Source organism: Corynebacterium sp. HMSC28B08, assembly GCF_001806865.1.
Classification (GTDB): domain Bacteria; phylum Actinomycetota; class Actinomycetes; order Mycobacteriales; family Mycobacteriaceae; genus Corynebacterium; species Corynebacterium auriscanis.
Map to the genome: position 1 here is coordinate 1 of NZ_KV786140.1, position 14,493 is coordinate 14,493.

Genomic DNA, 14,493 nt, shown 5'->3' on the forward strand with positions numbered 1-14,493 from the left:
AATCAGCTTGACACAACATAGGAGCATCACGCCCTGTTGGAGTTGTTCTTGTCCCCTGCCGAGCAGTCGTATTAGCTAGCCGCGTGCCTTCTACAACTGCGGAACCCCGAACATGTCCAAAACTGCGTAACCCCAGCACGTCCAGAACTGCGTAACCCCAGCACGTCTAGAACTGCGAAGCCCGAACATGTCCAGAACTGCGGGACCCTCGCCGAGCTGCCGGATTCCCGCACCTCAACACGCCCTATCCGTGGAGTCGAAAACCCGGAAGCAGAACCCCGACACCCCCCGAAGAGTTGAAAACCCATGAGCAATACCCCAAAACAGTTCACCGGCACTAGCATTACAGTTAATCGGCACTAACGTAGTGTGCGAAAAATATTTTGCCTCTCAACCGTTTGCGCAAGGAGTTCTCAGCATGGTTATGAACACGTCATCTCATGACATTCCCGATGCTCCCGCCTACTTTGTGGCTGGAGATGTCACCAAAGGCACAGACGAACTGGGCGATCCCTCGTGCGAGTACACCTATTACCCCACGATTCATACCGAATCCCCGTGGGGTGACGGCGGCTTTCAACACGGATCTCCCCCAGCCGCGCTGGTGGCGGTCACGTTGGAAGAAGGCGCCCGCGAGCACGGTGTGGACCTGACCGCTGGTCGCTTCAGTCGAATGACCGTGGAGATCCTAGGGGCGGTTCCCCTCAGCGCCCTACGGGCGACGGTGCGTGTGGTGCGCCCGGGGCGTCGGATAACAATGGTGGAAACAACAATCCGTGATGAGGGCGGGCGGGCTTATATACGTGGCACTGGGTGGTGGGTCCGGACCGCAGACACCTTGGACATTGAACGCAGCGTGGCAGAAGCGATCCCAGGGCCCGAAACTGGGCGCCCCGCCCGCGAGTTTATTGATCAATGGACCAGCGGTTACATTGATTCCATCGAGGTTGTTCGCACCGAACTGACCGGACAGGACCACTCCGACTACGCGCACCGCAACCCGGCTGTGTACTGGTCGAAGTCCTCCCTGCCTGTGGTGGAAGGTCGTGACGATTCCCCCTGGGTGCAGTTGATGAAGACAGTGGATATCGCCAACGGCCTTAATACCGTGCTGGATCCGAGCCAATGGGTGTACATGAACGTGGACCTCAGCGTGTATTTGCACCGCATGCCCGACAGTGAATGGGTCGGCCTATCTGCTGAGGCCAACTACGGACCAGACGGAATCGGCACCACGATTTCGCGGGTCTACGACCAGCAAGGACCCGTGGGAACCGTCAACCAAGCGATCATGCTGGATCGGCTGAACTAAAACCCGCCGCTGCCGGCTGGGCCGGGTTGGCTGCGTTGGCCCGGTTGGGCCGGGTTGGCTGCGTTGGATCGGCTGGGCCGGTTGGGCCGGGTTGGCTGCGTTGGAACTGGCTCACTCGCCCAGCCACCCTCGCCCAGCGCGGAGGCTAGGAACAAACCCGCGGATTGCTAAACGTTGAAGTACTTCGCCTCTGGGTGGTACAGCACAAAGGCGTCCGTGGATTGCTCCGGATGCAATTGCAGTTCCTCGGAGAGCACAACTCCCAGCTTGTCCGCTTCAAGCATATCCACCAGCGCCCTACGGTCCTCCATGTCCGGGCACGAACCGTAGCCGAAACTGAACCGCGCGCCACGGTACTGCAGATCGAAGAAGTCTTCCTTGTGTGGAGAATCCTGATCGCCGGCGGTGGAGCCATCCTCGAAGGTGAGCTCGCTGCGGATGCGCGAATGCCAGTATTCAGCCAACGCTTCGGTGAGCTGAACTCCCACACCGTGGACCTCTAGGTATTCCCGGTAGGCATCCTTAGCGAAAAGCTCATTGGCATAATCGGCGATCGGCTGGCCCATGGTTACCAGCTGGAACGGCATCACGTCCGTCCTGCCCAATTCGATGGCGCGCTCGCGCGAGCAGATGAAGTCCGCAATATTGAGGAAGCGGCCACGTTGCTGACGCGGGAACGTGAACGAGTGCACCGGTTCCGCCTGGGGATCAGCGGTGGCGGTGGGGCTTGGGGGCGTCGGCAAAATATGAACCGTATCGCCTTCGGAAACAGCCGGGAAGTAACCGTAAACAACCGCGGCGGCATCCAGCACACCGTTGGATTTCAGCTCATCGAGTAACGCGCGCAGGCGTGGGCGGCCCTCGGTTTCTACCAATTCCTCGTAAGTGAGGCCGCCTTCTCCGCGGGAGGGCATCAATCCCCACTGACCGCGGAACAGTGCGCGTTCATCGAGGTTCGGCAGGTAATCTGCCACGCTTATGCCCTTAACGATCCGTGGGCCCCAGAACGGCGGAGTAGCAAGTGGCACGTCAATGGCCACATCGGAGCGGGCGGGCACCTCAACAGGCTCGGCTTGTTCCTTGCGCTTCGCGGCAATGGCCTTAGAGCGTTCACGACGGGCGCGGCGCTTGGCACGCTTCTCCATGACATCGGCGGATTCTTCGGTGTGCTCGCCACGCAAACCGGCCATGATCCCATCCAGGACAGTCAACGCCTCAAACGCATCCTTGGAGTAGTACACATCGCCGTCGTAGACTTCCGTGAGGTCATCTTCCACATACGGCCGGGTCAGCGCTGCCCCGCCTAACATCACCGGATAGTGCGATTTGCCTAGCCGGTTGAGCTCCTCCAGGTTCTCTTTCATAACGACCGTTGATTTCACTAGCAGGCCGGACATGCCGATGACATCCGCATTGTTTTCCTCTGCTGCCTCCAAGATCGCGCTAATCGGTTGTTTAATTCCGATATTCACCACGTCGTAGCCGTTGTTAGACAGAATAATGTCCACCAGGTTTTTGCCGATATCGTGCACATCGCCCTTCACTGTGGCGATGACCATCTTGCCCTTGGATGTACCCTGGCCCGCTTCGCTTTCCATGTGAGGTTCCAGGTGAGCGACGGCCGCTTTCATCGTTTCTGCGGATTGCAGCACGAATGGCAATTGCATCTCGCCGGAACCGAACAGGTCACCCACGGTTTTCATGCCCGCCAAGAGGTCTTCGTTGATAATGGCAACCGGGTCCTTCGTCTGCATGGCCTCATCGAGGTCTTGTGCCAACCCATTTCGGTCACCGTCGATGATGCGTTGGGCAAGGCGCTCGAACAGCGGCAGCGCCGCCAGCGCCTCTGCACGTGCATCCTTGGCACTGGCTGCGCTTATACCCTCGAAAAGCTGCATGAATGTTTGCAGTGGATCGTAACTTTCGGTGCGCCGATCGTAAATCATGTCCAGCGCCACCGTGCGCTGTTCTTCATCAATGCGGTTCATCGGCAGGATTTTCGACGAGTGGGCTATGGCCGTATCCAAGCCAGCCTCGATGCACTCGTTGAGGAACACGGAGTTCAGCACTTGCCGCGCTGCGGGGTTGAGGCCGAACGAAATGTTGGATAGCCCCAAAGTGGTGTGCACTTCTGGGTGGCGCCGTTTCAACTCGCGGATTGCGTTAATGGTCTCTATACCGTCGCGGCGGGTTTCCTCCTGCCCGGTAGAGATCGGGAATGTCAAACAGTCGACGATGATGTTTTCCTTCGCCACATTCCATGTGCCCGTAATGTCAGCGATCAGGCGCTCGGCGATTTCCACTTTCTTTTCCGCAGTACGTGCCTGGCCCTCTTCATCAATCGTCAGCGCAACAACCGCCGCGCCGTGTTGCTGCACCAACCGCATGATGCGCTGGTAGCGCGAATCGGGCCCATCGCCATCTTCAAAGTTCACTGAGTTAACCGCGCTGCGGCCGCCCAGGTGCTCTAGGCCCACGCGGATCACATCGGGCTCGGTGGAGTCGATCATGATCGGCAACGTGGAGTTCGTGGCTAGTAACGCAGCTAGCGTTGCCATGTCCTGAGTTCCATCGCGCCCCACGTAGTCAATACACAAATCCACCATGTGGGCGCCATCGCGAACCTGATCCTTTGCGATTTCCAGGCACTTTTCCGTATCGCCGGCCAGCATGGCCTCCCGGAATGCCTTGGAGCCATTCGCATTGGTGCGCTCACCAATCATGGTGATCCCCGTCTCCTGAGTCAAAGGCACCGCTTGGTACAGCGAGGAGACGTTGTTATTGTGAACCACTTCCCTGTTGCCCTGTTTTACGGGCGCGGTAGCTCCCTCTTGCTGGCTGTCTTTCGGGGGGTGGTTGTTTTCTTTACCCGACGCCCCGCTGTCCACCACTGCTGTTCCCAGTACCGCTGTGCGTACCGCAGTGATGTGCTCCGGTGTGGTTCCGCAACACCCACCCACCATGCTGAGACCGTAGTTGGCGACGAAGCCGCGCAGGGCCTCCCCTAATTCTGGCGCCGTGAGTGGATACTCCGCACCATGTGCACCCAGCACCGGCAGGCCGGCGTTCGGCATGACGGATACGGGAAGGGTCGTGTTGTTCGAAAGGAAGCGCAGGTGCTCGCTCATCTCGTCGGGGCCGGTAGCGCAGTTCATGCCGATCATGTCAATGCCCAGGGGTTCCAGGGCGGTGAGAGCTGCGCCGATCTCACTGCCTAGCAACATGGTGCCCGTTGTTTCCACGGTGACGTGCACGATGATGGGCAGGCGGGTCCCCAGTTCCTCGAACGCCTGTTTTGTGCCCAGTACTGCGGCCTTGACCTGCAGGAGATCTTGACAGGTCTCGATCAGAATCGCATCACACCCACCGCGTACCAGGCCACGGGCGCTTTCCACGTAGGCATTGCGTAAGTCCACGTACGGTGCGTGGCCCAGCGAGGGCAGCTTGGTGCCTGGCCCCATCGATCCGGCTACGAAGCGCGGCATGCCGTCGTCGGGGCGTGGCCCCATTTCATCGGCTACTTCACGTGCGATTGCGGCGCCTCGGTAGGCTAGATCTTCGATGCGGTCGGCAATATCGTAGTCTGCGAGGTTTGGCAGGTTGCAGCCGAAGGTATTGGTTTCGACAATATCTGCCCCAGCTTCAAAGTATGCCCGGTGAATCGCTCGTAAAACGTCCGGGCGGGTTTCGTTGAGGATCTCGTTGCAACCCTCGAGGCCCAAAAAATCACGTTCAAGGTCTAGATCGACGGCTTGCAACTGCGTACCCATCGCACCGTCGCCGATGAGCACACGCTGGTGCAATGCGTGCAGCAGCGGATGGTCGAACGAGGGCTGTGCGGGAGCTTGAGAGGTTGTCGCTTCGGACGTGGCGGTGTGCGGCACTGCGGTGTGCGACGGGGCGGTGTCCGGCACTGTGGTGCGCGACGTGGCGGGCTGTGGTGTTGGGGCCTGATTCGAATCGTCGGTAGTCACGCAGTTAACCTTAGCCCACGGCTAGACCGCTTAGTTCACAATCCTCGCTGGGGTCTACGCCGTGGCCCTCGAGCGAGCGGCGGAGCTGTCATTAAGGGCGAAGCTGCCAGCAATTGAAAGCCAAAAGCGTAGCTTAGGTCTCTAGGACGTTATCCACGTGCCCGGAAAGGATAGTTGCACTAGCGGAAAGATCATTTGCGGCCGAGGCGAATACTTCCTTGAGGTCTCGTACTTCCTCTTCATCCAAGAGAGCGCCCTCCACCTTGTCCGACAGTTCCTTGAGCTGCACCAGCTTTGGGGTGATCACGCCCGCAATGGCCGCAGCCAACACAGTGGCGTGAGCTTGGTCTTTGTCCATTTCCGTAGAACTTGCGGCGGTGCCGTCAGCGGAAGAACTACCACCCGGTTCAGAGTCTTCAGCATTGAGAAGCGCGGCGTCGACCTGAGAATCTGCAGCTAATCGCGCCAGATCCGCAGGTTGCCGGGCGGCGACCCCAACAGCGGCGGCTAGAGCATCGCGAACGATCGAATCAGCCTGGTCTGCAACGCTTTCCGGGTAGGGGGCTTCCCAGAACTCCCGATCTTCCGGGCGAAGGTAACTGCCGGTGGCCATTGCACGAATGTTGTCAGTGAACTCAGCCAGTGCGGTGGCGGTGCGTTCGGTAAGCGGGGCTGGCGCAGAGGCGGTCATGGTGAGTCGATCCCTTCGTTGTTGGGCGAACTGCTAACGCTTCGTTCATGCTAACTGTTGTGGCGCACACGTGCAGGACGTTCCACGTCCGGAGCGGTTTTCACCGCGCCCACAAGACGGTAAGCGGTGCACGAACCGAGTGTGGCTAAGAGCACTCGTCGCTAGAGGTCAATCCCGAAAAGCGCATCCAACCCCCGCTTGATGAGCTCTGGGTCGCTCCCCGCGCGCACAGCCCCCGCTGGATCGGCTGTTGTGGCCATGGCCCACTGATCGACGGCTTCTAGTGCAGCTGGGGAATCTAGGTCGTCTGCAATCAGGCCACGAACCGTCTGGATTACTGGTGGCAGAGTGTCCTGATCGATGGTGGGCAGTTCGGCGTTATTCCGCTGCGCCTGCTGCAAGTTCGCAAATGCCTCGCGCCACGCCTGCAACCGGTTTTCGGCGGCGGCAAGAATGGCATCCGACCAATCCCGATCTGCCCTGTAGTGGCTGGCGTACACACCCAAACGGATCGCAGAGGGTTCGTGGCCCGCGGCGGTGAGTTTGGAGACGAAAACCAGGTTGCCCAGGGATTTGCTCATCTTCACCCCATCGAGCGCGATCATGCCAGCATGAACATAGTGATCGGCCATACGCTCGCAGCCATGGGCGGCTTCGGCATGCGCTGCAGAGAATTCGTGGTGTGGGAACCGCAAATCGTTGCCGCCACCTTGGATGGCAAAATGTGGCCCCAATCGATTGGTTGCGATGGCGGAGCACTCAATGTGCCAGCCTGGGCGGCCCGCGCCAAACGGAGCGTTCCACTGCGGTTCACCCTCGCGGTGCGCCCGCCACAACAGCGCATCGAGAGCGTGGCGCTTGCCCGGGCGGGCGGGATCGCCCCCGCGCTCGGCAAAAAGCTCGGCCATGGTGGGGTTATCGTAGCGGGATTCGTAGCCGAACTGCGGGGTGAATGTGTGGTCAGCGTAAATATCGGGGTACTCGTCGTCGGTGAGCTGGTAGGCAGCGCCTACGTCCAGCAACCGCGCGACCATGTCCACAACCTCGTCCACGCTTTCGATGGCACCGATGTAATCGCGCGGCGGGATGACCCGCAGCGCTTCCATATCCGAGCGGAACAGGCTAACTTGGCTGTCCCCCAGCTCACGCCAGTCCACACCGTCGCGTTCTGCGCGTTCGAATAGTGGGTCATCAACATCTGTGATGTTTTGCACATAGTGCACGCGGTGTCCCGCGGACACCAAGTAGCGGTTGATGAGGTCAAAGGTTAGATACGTGGCCGCATGCCCCAAATGCGTCGAATCATAAGGGGTGATTCCGCATACGTACATCCCGATCTCTTCCCCTGCGGAAGGGATGGAAACGGGCCGTATTTCGTCATCTGCGGTGTCGTACAGACGGAGAGCCGGGGCTTCGCCGGCAAGAACTGGAACATCTGGATTAGGCCACGACTGCATGTTGAAAGAGTCTACCTCTCACCACCTGAATGGCTCCCGTCGGTCACGACTGAACTGTAGACACCCAGCTCATGTGGTTGGGTGCCGAAATCGACAACTCCGCCGAGCTGGACCCAAAACCGGGCCCGGCCAAGTCCTAGCGATGCCGTTGCCCTGCGGTGGTTAGGTCGCAGCTAGTACACCCGTTGCCAGCAGGACCATCACCAGCACGCCCACTGGGATCCGCCACAGCGCAAACCAGCTAAACGAGTGGTGGGAAACAAACTTCAGCAACCACGCAATGGTGGCATAACCAACGACAAACGCAATGGCCGTACCCACTAGCAGCTGCATGCCGCTGGCCGCTTGCCCTGCTTCTGGATTGAACGCATCTGGGAGGGAGAACAAGCCGGAGGCCAACACGGCGGGGATCGCCAGCAGGAAAGAAAACCGGGTCGCGACTTCACGGTCAAGGTTCAGGAATAGGCCAGCCGAAATGGTGCCACCCGAACGGGATACGCCAGGAATGAGGGCCAAGCACTGCGCCAAGCCCATAATGATGGCATCCTTCATCGTCAACCGATCGAAGGAACGCTCGTGACGGCCCACCTTCTCGGCCAGGATGAACACGAAGGAAAACAGCACCAGCATCGCTGCTGTGATCCACAGATTGCGCAGGTTCTCGCGAATCAGGTCCTTGCCCAGGAAGCCCAAGGCCGCCACCGGAATGGTGCCCACAATCACCATCCAGCCCATGCGGTAATCGAAACCGCGTGCTTGCTTATTGAACAACCCTTTCAACCATGCAGTTGCGATAGTCCAAATATCCTTGGCGAAGTACACCAACACGGCGGCCTCGGTTCCCAGCTGGATCACCGCGGTAAAACTCGCCCCAGCATCCTCCCCCCACAGCAGCTGCGAAACGATGCGGAGGTGTCCCGAGGAGCTGACGGGAAGAAACTCTGTCAAACCCTGAACGAGCGCAAGGACGATTGTCTGCGCCCACGTGATATCCGATGTCATGGAGGAAAACTCTACCGCTGGGGATGGTCGGGTTCCCAGTTGCGAAACCCCCATTAGCCTACGAAATCTCTGTGAACCCTACTGGTAGCGTTAAGGACGTGATGAACCAGCCCAAGTTGTTCCGTTCCCAAGTTTCTTCTAGTCCGGTATCTCCTCGCCGCCGCGGGGCGCGTGCGGTCATGGTCAGTGTCGCGGCGCTGTCGCTTGTGGTCGCGGGATGTTCTACGAACTTCACGGGCAATAGCAGCTCCGGTAGCCAGCAGGCTGCAGATCAGCCCATCGCCGGCACTCCCGCTAAGCCCGTGGAGTCTCCGCTGGCTGGCTCGGATACCTCTGGGGAGGTGAAGTCGCTGCCATTTCCGGAAGGGACCTCTGTTCTCGACGCCGCCACGGTCGCCCCTCACACCCAAGGTAATCAGTCCACAAGTGCCATTTTGACGAAGGGCGCGGTCTACTTGGCGGCGTCGAATAAAATTGAACAAGCAAAAAAAGTCCAGGTGGACGATAGCTGCGACAACCTCAACGCCACGGCCAGCGGTGTGGCAGTGGGATGTGATGGCGAGTACCTAGAATTGGACGCAAACGGTGACGTTGTGCGCAAAATCCAGGCCGATGGGCGTGTAAAGTCCGCAACAACTACCGCCGAAGGGCGCAGCGTAATTGGTGTAGACGGGGAAGAAAAGATCGGATTCTACAACCAAGAGGGCAAGCGAACCAACGAGGCTGTGGTGAGCCGTAGCCTCGATATGGCGGTATTGGTGAATGGGTCAGATAGCGCGGGGCGGGTGGCAGTGATCGACCGGGGACAAACCACCATCAACGATGTAGATCCGGCGAAGGAAGAGTACAAAGCAACCTTGCGCATCGGCCAAGGAGTGGGGGAAGTTGCTACGGGTACTGGTAACGATGCAGTGGTGGTGGCTAGCGATAACCGCCAGGATCAGGTGATGGTGTACACGATGGATGACGTGGTTCGCCTGCATCAGACTGCGCCGACTAAGAAGTCCCCGTGGGGTGTGGCCTGGGATACCGCGCGAAAGGTAGCGCTGGTGAGCACGACCGCGGACAATGCTTTAACGGCGTACGACATCGCCTCCGGTACCCCGAAAGACGTTGGTACGTGGAAAACGATTGCGAATGTTCGCCATGTTTTAGTACAACATGACGGGTCGGTACTCCTGGTCGGCACGGACAATAAGGTGCAGGTCATTAGCGCTTCGGATGTAGATAAGACCGTGGAAGACGGTAGGGCCGGTGCGAATCCGAAGACGAAGTTCCCTGTTGAGCTCAAGGGCTCCGAGCAGAAGTAACGCCGGCGTGCCGTGGCACAGGGCGACCAAGGCCAACAAGCAGACCAGCGAGAAGAGGATTACTCCAGTGAACACTAACCAGCCAAGCCCATTTCGCGCAGTGCGGGGAGCCGTGTACCGCCAAGCAGTGAAGGCAATGTTCCGCATTCCGCCAGAGCGGATTCACGGCCAGATGACCGTGGCGCTGGAGAAAGTGAGCAATTCCCCAGCTGCACTTCAAGCGCTGGAAAAGGCCTGGGTAGTTAACGATTCCCGGTTATCGCAGAACATCGCAGGAATAACTTTCCCTCGACCGTTGGGGTTGGCGGCTGGTTTCGATAAGGACGCACGCGAGGTTAACGTGTGGGGGGCTATTGGTTTTGGTGCCGCGGAGGTAGGAACCGTGACGCACCTAGCGCAACCTGGAAACCCCGTGCCACGGCTGTTCCGTTTGCCGGAAGATCGCGCATTACTCAACCGCATGGGTTTCAACAACGAGTCGGCCCGCGCCGCCGCGATGCGCTTGCAGAATCACCGATCTACGGTGCCGGTGGGTGTGAACTTGGGTAAATCGAAGATCACTGAGCCAGAGCAGGCAGATAACGATTACCGCCAATCCGCCCGTGTTGTGGATTCTGTGGCGGACTACTTGGTTATTAACGTTTCTAGCCCCAATACACCGGGACTGCGCGACCTCCAGGCGGTTGCATCTCTGCGCCCTATCATCGCTGCTGTGCAGTCGGAAAGCTCTCGCCCGCTTTTCGTGAAGATTGCGCCGGATTTGAGTGATGAAGACATTGATGCTGTGGTTGACTTGGCCATTGAAAGTGGCCTAACGGGTTTGATCGCCACTAATACGACGATCTCTCGCGAGGGGCTCAAGACTGACTCGAGTTACGTGCGTGCGCTGGGAGCGGGAGGAATCTCCGGAGCACCGGTCGCCGTGCGTTCGCTAGAGGTCCTGCGACGCATCCATGCCCGCGCGCAAGGCAAGCTAGTCCTAGTGAGCGTGGGTGGAATCGAAACCGCGCAGCAGGCTTGGGAACGCATCGGGGCGGGCGCTCACCTGCTGCAGGGCTACACGGCGCTGATTTATGGCGGACCAGACTGGATCCGCGACATCCACTTGGGCATTTCCCAGCAGCTGACCCAGCATGGACTTTCCAACCTCGCCGATGCTGTGGGCAAGGGATTGCCCTGGGTTGACTAGGTGGGGTTAGCTGGCGGGTTCAGCTAGGCTAGCTTAGTTTTCGGCCCAGCCCCAGTACAGGCCACGTGCGATGGCCTTGAAATTGAGATTGAAGCCTAAGATTGTGGCTGGCTGGCGATCGTCGATATCCAATTCTTCCCCAACCGCGTGAACTGCGAAAATGTAGCGGTGTGGGCCGTGGCCTTCTGGAGCTTGTGCGCCATAGTACCCCCACGAGCGACTGTCCCCTCGCAAGGCCGATGCGCCCTCGGGCAGCCCGGTGAGGTCTTCATCACCCGCGCCTAACTTTAGCTCCGTAACGTCTGCAGGGATGTTGAACACAGCCCAGTGCCAGTAGCCGCTAGCAGTGGGCGCATCGGGGTCGAAGCACGTCACGGCGTACGTTTTGGTGCCTTCCGGGCCTTTCTCCCATGACAGCTGCGGGGACACCGAGGTGGGCGCCTGTTGATCCTTCGGAAGCTCCGCGCCTTCCTCAAAAGTTTCACTTGTCACCTTCAACGGAGGCAGGTCCACCAACGGGGCATATGGGTCTGGTCCAGGGAAACGATCATCCACGTAGGTGGGCTGATGATATTTCTGTTCTGCAGTCATGTTGGCCATCGTAGAACACGCGACTCTATCCTCGCAGAAACAGCTTATAAGTACATAGGCGACGGTGATCCTGTCCTACCCCACCAGCCAGTTTGGATAAATGGAAGGGTTGGCATTAGAGTAGCGGGAGTTCAACCAGTGCAGCTGGTTGTCGCAATCCTTGTCCGGGTGGCGGAATGGCAGACGCGCTAGCTTGAGGTGCTAGTGTCCTATTAACGGACGTGGGGGTTCAAGTCCCCCTCCGGACACTATGTGAAGTCTCGAGACATCGTTCCTTGCGGAGGGTGTGTTGGGACTTTTTTGTTTCGTAGGTTTCGGTTGTTGCTCGGAGTTTCCATTGGTAGTTTTCGGGGTTTCTTCACATGGAGGTGGACGATTCTTTTCGACGCCCCGCGCCGCCTGACACGCGGGTTTCGCAAAATGTGGAGTGTGTGGAGCAGCTGGTCGCTGCTGAGCCGAGTTCTGACGGTGCTTCTGCCCCTCGCCCTTGTTGCCATTGTGTTATGCGTTCCCATCCCCGCTATCGAGGAGACGCGCGCGTGGGTGAGGTCCACCGGCGCGTGGGGGCCTCTGACGTATTTGGCGCTGATGACTGGCTTTACCCAGCTCCCGTTGCCAAGAACCGTGTGGACTATTACTGCAGGAGTTGTTTTCGGATCGGTACTTGGTAGCGTTTTGGCATTGCTTGGTCTAACGGCATCCGCCTTGATCTCCCTATGCCTCGTGCAGTGGCTCGGCAAGGGATTCATTGCGAAGTCGACAGCTGGGGACGGTCGCTTAGCGATGTTGCAGCGCGTGGTTGCCGAACGAGGCTGGGTGGCAGTGCTGGGAATGCGCATGGTTCCGGCCGTTCCGTTTTCCATTCTCAATTACGCCTGCGGGTTGTCCACTATGCGATTGGTACCATTCCTGCTGGCAACCTTCATCGGTTCTGCACCCAATACCATTGCCACGGTTGTGGCTAGTTCTGCACTAGCAACTGGCAAAAGCCCAGCGGTCTTGCTGGTCAGTCTGGTGGTTGTCCTGTTGGGGTTCGCCATCTCGGCACGTGAATTCGCACGTTGGCGGTCGTTGCTTAAAGGGGCGAAGGTGGCCGAACGGGAGCGCCGATGAGCGCCAGCGAAGGACGGGGTGTGCTCCGAAGGTTTACCTGTCGAGGTATTCCCGGGGCCTAGGTTCGGGTGCAGTAGATTAGAAACCATGTTCGCGATTCATGCTTCCTACCGTGGCAGAATGCGCCGTCGAGGCGCCTATGTGCGGGAGGTCGTCGAAGCATTCTCCCATTCTCCGGTGGTACGGGCAGTTGAGCACAGGAGTGTGGAGGACTTCGTCGTCATCACCGAAGGGCCCGATGAAACCGGTGGAGTGGTGTTAAGCCTCATCCAAGGCGGGGATTTCGCAATCGGAATTGGGACGGTGACGGGTGGCGCAGCGGCGTCAGAAGAAGATTCCGAAGAATTGGAACAACAGGTTGCCGCTACGGCTGGCCGAGCGGTGTCCAGGACGCAAAAGGCCACCACGGTGACGGTGCGCATTGAGCGTCCCGGACCGGGTGGCGTACTAGCCCCTGGGGCGGCAGCCATGATCGGCGAGGACATCGCAGCAGCGTTCACACTGCTTGCCTTCGTCCTATCGCGACGAACCGAAGAGGGCCGCGAGGCCACTGCCCTGCTTCGTGCGGGTCACCTACAAAGTGAGGCTGCCGCCATCGTTGGGATCAGTAAACAAGCTATGAGTCAACGTCTGGCAGCTGCGGGGTGGCAGGCCGAGCAGTCGGGGTGGAGTTTGGCTGTTCATATGCTTGCTCGGGTTGATGAGCTGAAGGAGTGACTTGCGAGCCGAACTGCTGTGACCCACTGAGGTCATCGATATCAACGGGCTTGTTGGCCTGCGCATTAGCGGCGGCTACGGCTTCCCGAATCTCCGGGGCCGATTCCGTAGAGAACCAATCATCGGTATTGTCACCCTGGGATTCTCGGCGAGCATCGTCGGTAACGGGAGTGGGTTCGTAACGGAACACACCGTCTTCGTCCTTATTCCCCAGTGCCTTGGCGAACTGCTCCAGCGAATCGCCGAATTGCATGGGCACCAGCCACGTCTTGTTGGCATCCCCCTTGGCCATTTCCGGCAGCTTCTCTAGATATTGGTACGCAAGGACTTCCGGAGTGACCTGGGCGGACTTGATGGCTGCGTTGACTTTCTGAATCGCGCGGGCTTCACCTTGCGCCTTGAGGTAGCGGGCAGCTCGGTCGCCTTCAGCGCGCAGAATCTTGGCCTGGCGTTCGGCTTCTGCCGCCAAGATGTTCGCATGCTTTTCACCTTCAGCGGCCAAGATACGTGCTTGTTTTTCACCCTCAGCGGTTTTCACGGAGGATTCACGGCGGCCTTCAGCCTGCAGAATCATGGCACGCTTCTCTCTGTCGGCTTTCATCTGCATTTCCATGGACTGCTGAATGGATGGTGGCGGATCGATCGCCTTGAGCTCAACGCGAGCGATGCGCAGCCCCCATCGATTGGTGGCTGCATCGAGCTCACCACGCAAACGACGGTTGATAACCTCACGAGACGTGAGTGTTTCTTCTAAAGTCATGCCACCCACAACGTCTCGCAACGTAGCGGTGGAAATCTGCTCTACACCGATGATGTAGTCGTTCACACCGTAGATCGCCATTGCGGCATCGTTGATCTGGAAGGTCACCACGGTGTCGATGGCGACCGTGAGGTTATCCTGCGTGATTACTGCTTGGGGTGGAAATGATACGACCTGTTCGCGGGTGTCAACGCGCGCGCGAATCTTGTCCACAAAGGGAACGAGAAACGTGAGACCGCCGCTGACGGTTCGTGTGTAGGTTCCCAGTCGCTCGATAATTGCCGCTTCGCCCTGCGGGATGAGGGCAATGGCCTTGACAACGAGGACCAAGACCAAGATCAATACAACTATAAGGAAGATTCCTGGTGCTGACATGT

General features: G+C 58.8%; 11 protein-coding genes and 1 tRNA gene. 6 read left to right on the forward strand and 6 right to left on the reverse strand.

Annotation, left to right across the window (positions count from 1 at the left end; all coding sequences use genetic code 11):
* Window positions 1–424: 424 nt before the first annotated feature.
* Window positions 425–1,312: a thioesterase family protein gene (locus HMPREF3098_RS00645; protein WP_141739611.1), complete on the forward strand. Its 888-nt coding sequence runs from the start codon at window positions 425–427 to the stop codon at window positions 1,310–1,312.
* Between the two features lie 167 nt (window positions 1,313–1,479).
* Here HMPREF3098_RS00645 and metH read toward each other — a convergent pair whose 3' ends face one another.
* The 4 genes from metH to HMPREF3098_RS00665 all read right to left on the reverse strand — a co-directional run bounded on the left by metH (window position 1,480) and on the right by HMPREF3098_RS00665 (window position 8,436).
* Window positions 1,480–5,127 carry a methionine synthase gene (gene metH / locus HMPREF3098_RS00650; protein WP_070433633.1) on the reverse strand — a complete coding sequence of 1,216 codons (3,648 nt, stop codon included), beginning with the start codon at window positions 5,125–5,127 and terminating at the stop codon, window positions 1,480–1,482.
* 292 nt (window positions 5,128–5,419) lie between these two features.
* Entirely contained in the window at window positions 5,420–5,977 is a 558-nt protein-coding gene (locus tag HMPREF3098_RS00655; protein WP_070433614.1) for a hypothetical protein, read from the reverse strand.
* Window positions 5,978–6,138: 161 nt separating this feature from the next.
* Window positions 6,139–7,434, reverse strand: a complete 1,296-nt coding sequence (mshC, locus tag HMPREF3098_RS00660) for a cysteine--1-D-myo-inosityl 2-amino-2-deoxy-alpha-D-glucopyranoside ligase (protein ID WP_035112716.1) — start codon at window positions 7,432–7,434, stop codon at window positions 6,139–6,141.
* A 162-nt stretch (window positions 7,435–7,596) separates the two neighbouring features.
* Window positions 7,597–8,436, reverse strand: coding sequence for an undecaprenyl-diphosphate phosphatase (locus HMPREF3098_RS00665; protein ID WP_035112715.1), 840 nt, complete (start codon window positions 8,434–8,436; stop codon window positions 7,597–7,599).
* Between the two features lie 71 nt (window positions 8,437–8,507).
* Here HMPREF3098_RS00665 and HMPREF3098_RS00670 point away from each other — a divergent pair, with 71 nt between their 5' ends.
* Both HMPREF3098_RS00670 and HMPREF3098_RS00675 read left to right on the forward strand, forming a co-directional pair.
* Window positions 8,508–9,746 (forward strand): YncE family protein, encoded by a 1,239-nt coding sequence (locus HMPREF3098_RS00670; protein ID WP_141739612.1) that lies wholly within the window; start codon window positions 8,508–8,510, stop codon window positions 9,744–9,746.
* 67 nt (window positions 9,747–9,813) lie between these two features.
* Entirely contained in the window at window positions 9,814–10,935 is a 1,122-nt protein-coding gene (locus tag HMPREF3098_RS00675) for a quinone-dependent dihydroorotate dehydrogenase (RefSeq protein WP_070433615.1), read from the forward strand.
* A 33-nt stretch (window positions 10,936–10,968) separates the two neighbouring features.
* Here HMPREF3098_RS00675 and HMPREF3098_RS00680 read toward each other — a convergent pair whose 3' ends face one another.
* The gene (locus HMPREF3098_RS00680; RefSeq protein WP_172644017.1) at window positions 10,969–11,535 is read right to left on the reverse strand and encodes a YbhB/YbcL family Raf kinase inhibitor-like protein; all 567 of its coding nucleotides are present in this window, start codon (window positions 11,533–11,535) and stop codon (window positions 10,969–10,971) included.
* A 153-nt stretch (window positions 11,536–11,688) separates the two neighbouring features.
* On the opposite strand from HMPREF3098_RS00680, the gene HMPREF3098_RS00685 reads away from it, so the two are divergent.
* The 3 genes from HMPREF3098_RS00685 (at window position 11,689) to HMPREF3098_RS00695 (ending at window position 13,356) form a co-directional block, all read left to right on the forward strand.
* A tRNA-Leu gene (locus HMPREF3098_RS00685) sits at window positions 11,689–11,774 on the forward strand.
* Between the two features lie 172 nt (window positions 11,775–11,946).
* Complete coding sequence (locus HMPREF3098_RS00690) at window positions 11,947–12,639, forward strand: TVP38/TMEM64 family protein (RefSeq protein ID WP_070433616.1); 693 nt, start codon at window positions 11,947–11,949, stop codon at window positions 12,637–12,639.
* Between the two features lie 87 nt (window positions 12,640–12,726).
* The gene (locus HMPREF3098_RS00695; protein WP_083283859.1) at window positions 12,727–13,356 is read left to right on the forward strand and encodes a DNA-binding protein; all 630 of its coding nucleotides are present in this window, start codon (window positions 12,727–12,729) and stop codon (window positions 13,354–13,356) included.
* Here the strand turns inward: HMPREF3098_RS00695 and HMPREF3098_RS00700 are convergent.
* Window positions 13,256–14,491 (reverse strand): SPFH domain-containing protein, encoded by a 1,236-nt coding sequence (locus HMPREF3098_RS00700; protein ID WP_035112712.1) that lies wholly within the window; start codon window positions 14,489–14,491, stop codon window positions 13,256–13,258. The genes HMPREF3098_RS00695 and HMPREF3098_RS00700 overlap by 101 nt on opposite strands.
* Window positions 14,492–14,493: the final 2 nt, after the last annotated feature.

What these genes read in the sequence shown, in the direction of transcription:
- HMPREF3098_RS00645 (WP_141739611.1), top strand. Translation starts at nt 425, where the DNA reads ATGAACACGTCATCTCATGACATTCCCGATGCTCCCGCCTACTTTGTG.
- HMPREF3098_RS00655 (WP_070433614.1), bottom strand. Translation starts at nt 5,977, where the DNA reads ATGACCGCCTCTGCGCCAGCCCCGCTTACCGAACGCACCGCCACCGCA.
- mshC (WP_035112716.1), bottom strand. Translation starts at nt 7,434, where the DNA reads ATGCAGTCGTGGCCTAATCCAGATGTTCCAGTTCTTGCCGGCGAAGCC.
- HMPREF3098_RS00665 (WP_035112715.1), bottom strand. Translation starts at nt 8,436, where the DNA reads ATGACATCGGATATCACGTGGGCGCAGACAATCGTCCTTGCGCTCGTT.
- HMPREF3098_RS00680 (WP_172644017.1), bottom strand. Translation starts at nt 11,535, where the DNA reads ATGGCCAACATGACTGCAGAACAGAAATATCATCAGCCCACCTACGTG.
- HMPREF3098_RS00690 (WP_070433616.1), top strand. Translation starts at nt 11,947, where the DNA reads ATGTGGAGTGTGTGGAGCAGCTGGTCGCTGCTGAGCCGAGTTCTGACG.
- HMPREF3098_RS00695 (WP_083283859.1), top strand. Translation starts at nt 12,727, where the DNA reads ATGTTCGCGATTCATGCTTCCTACCGTGGCAGAATGCGCCGTCGAGGC.
- HMPREF3098_RS00700 (WP_035112712.1), bottom strand. Translation starts at nt 14,491, where the DNA reads ATGTCAGCACCAGGAATCTTCCTTATAGTTGTATTGATCTTGGTCTTG.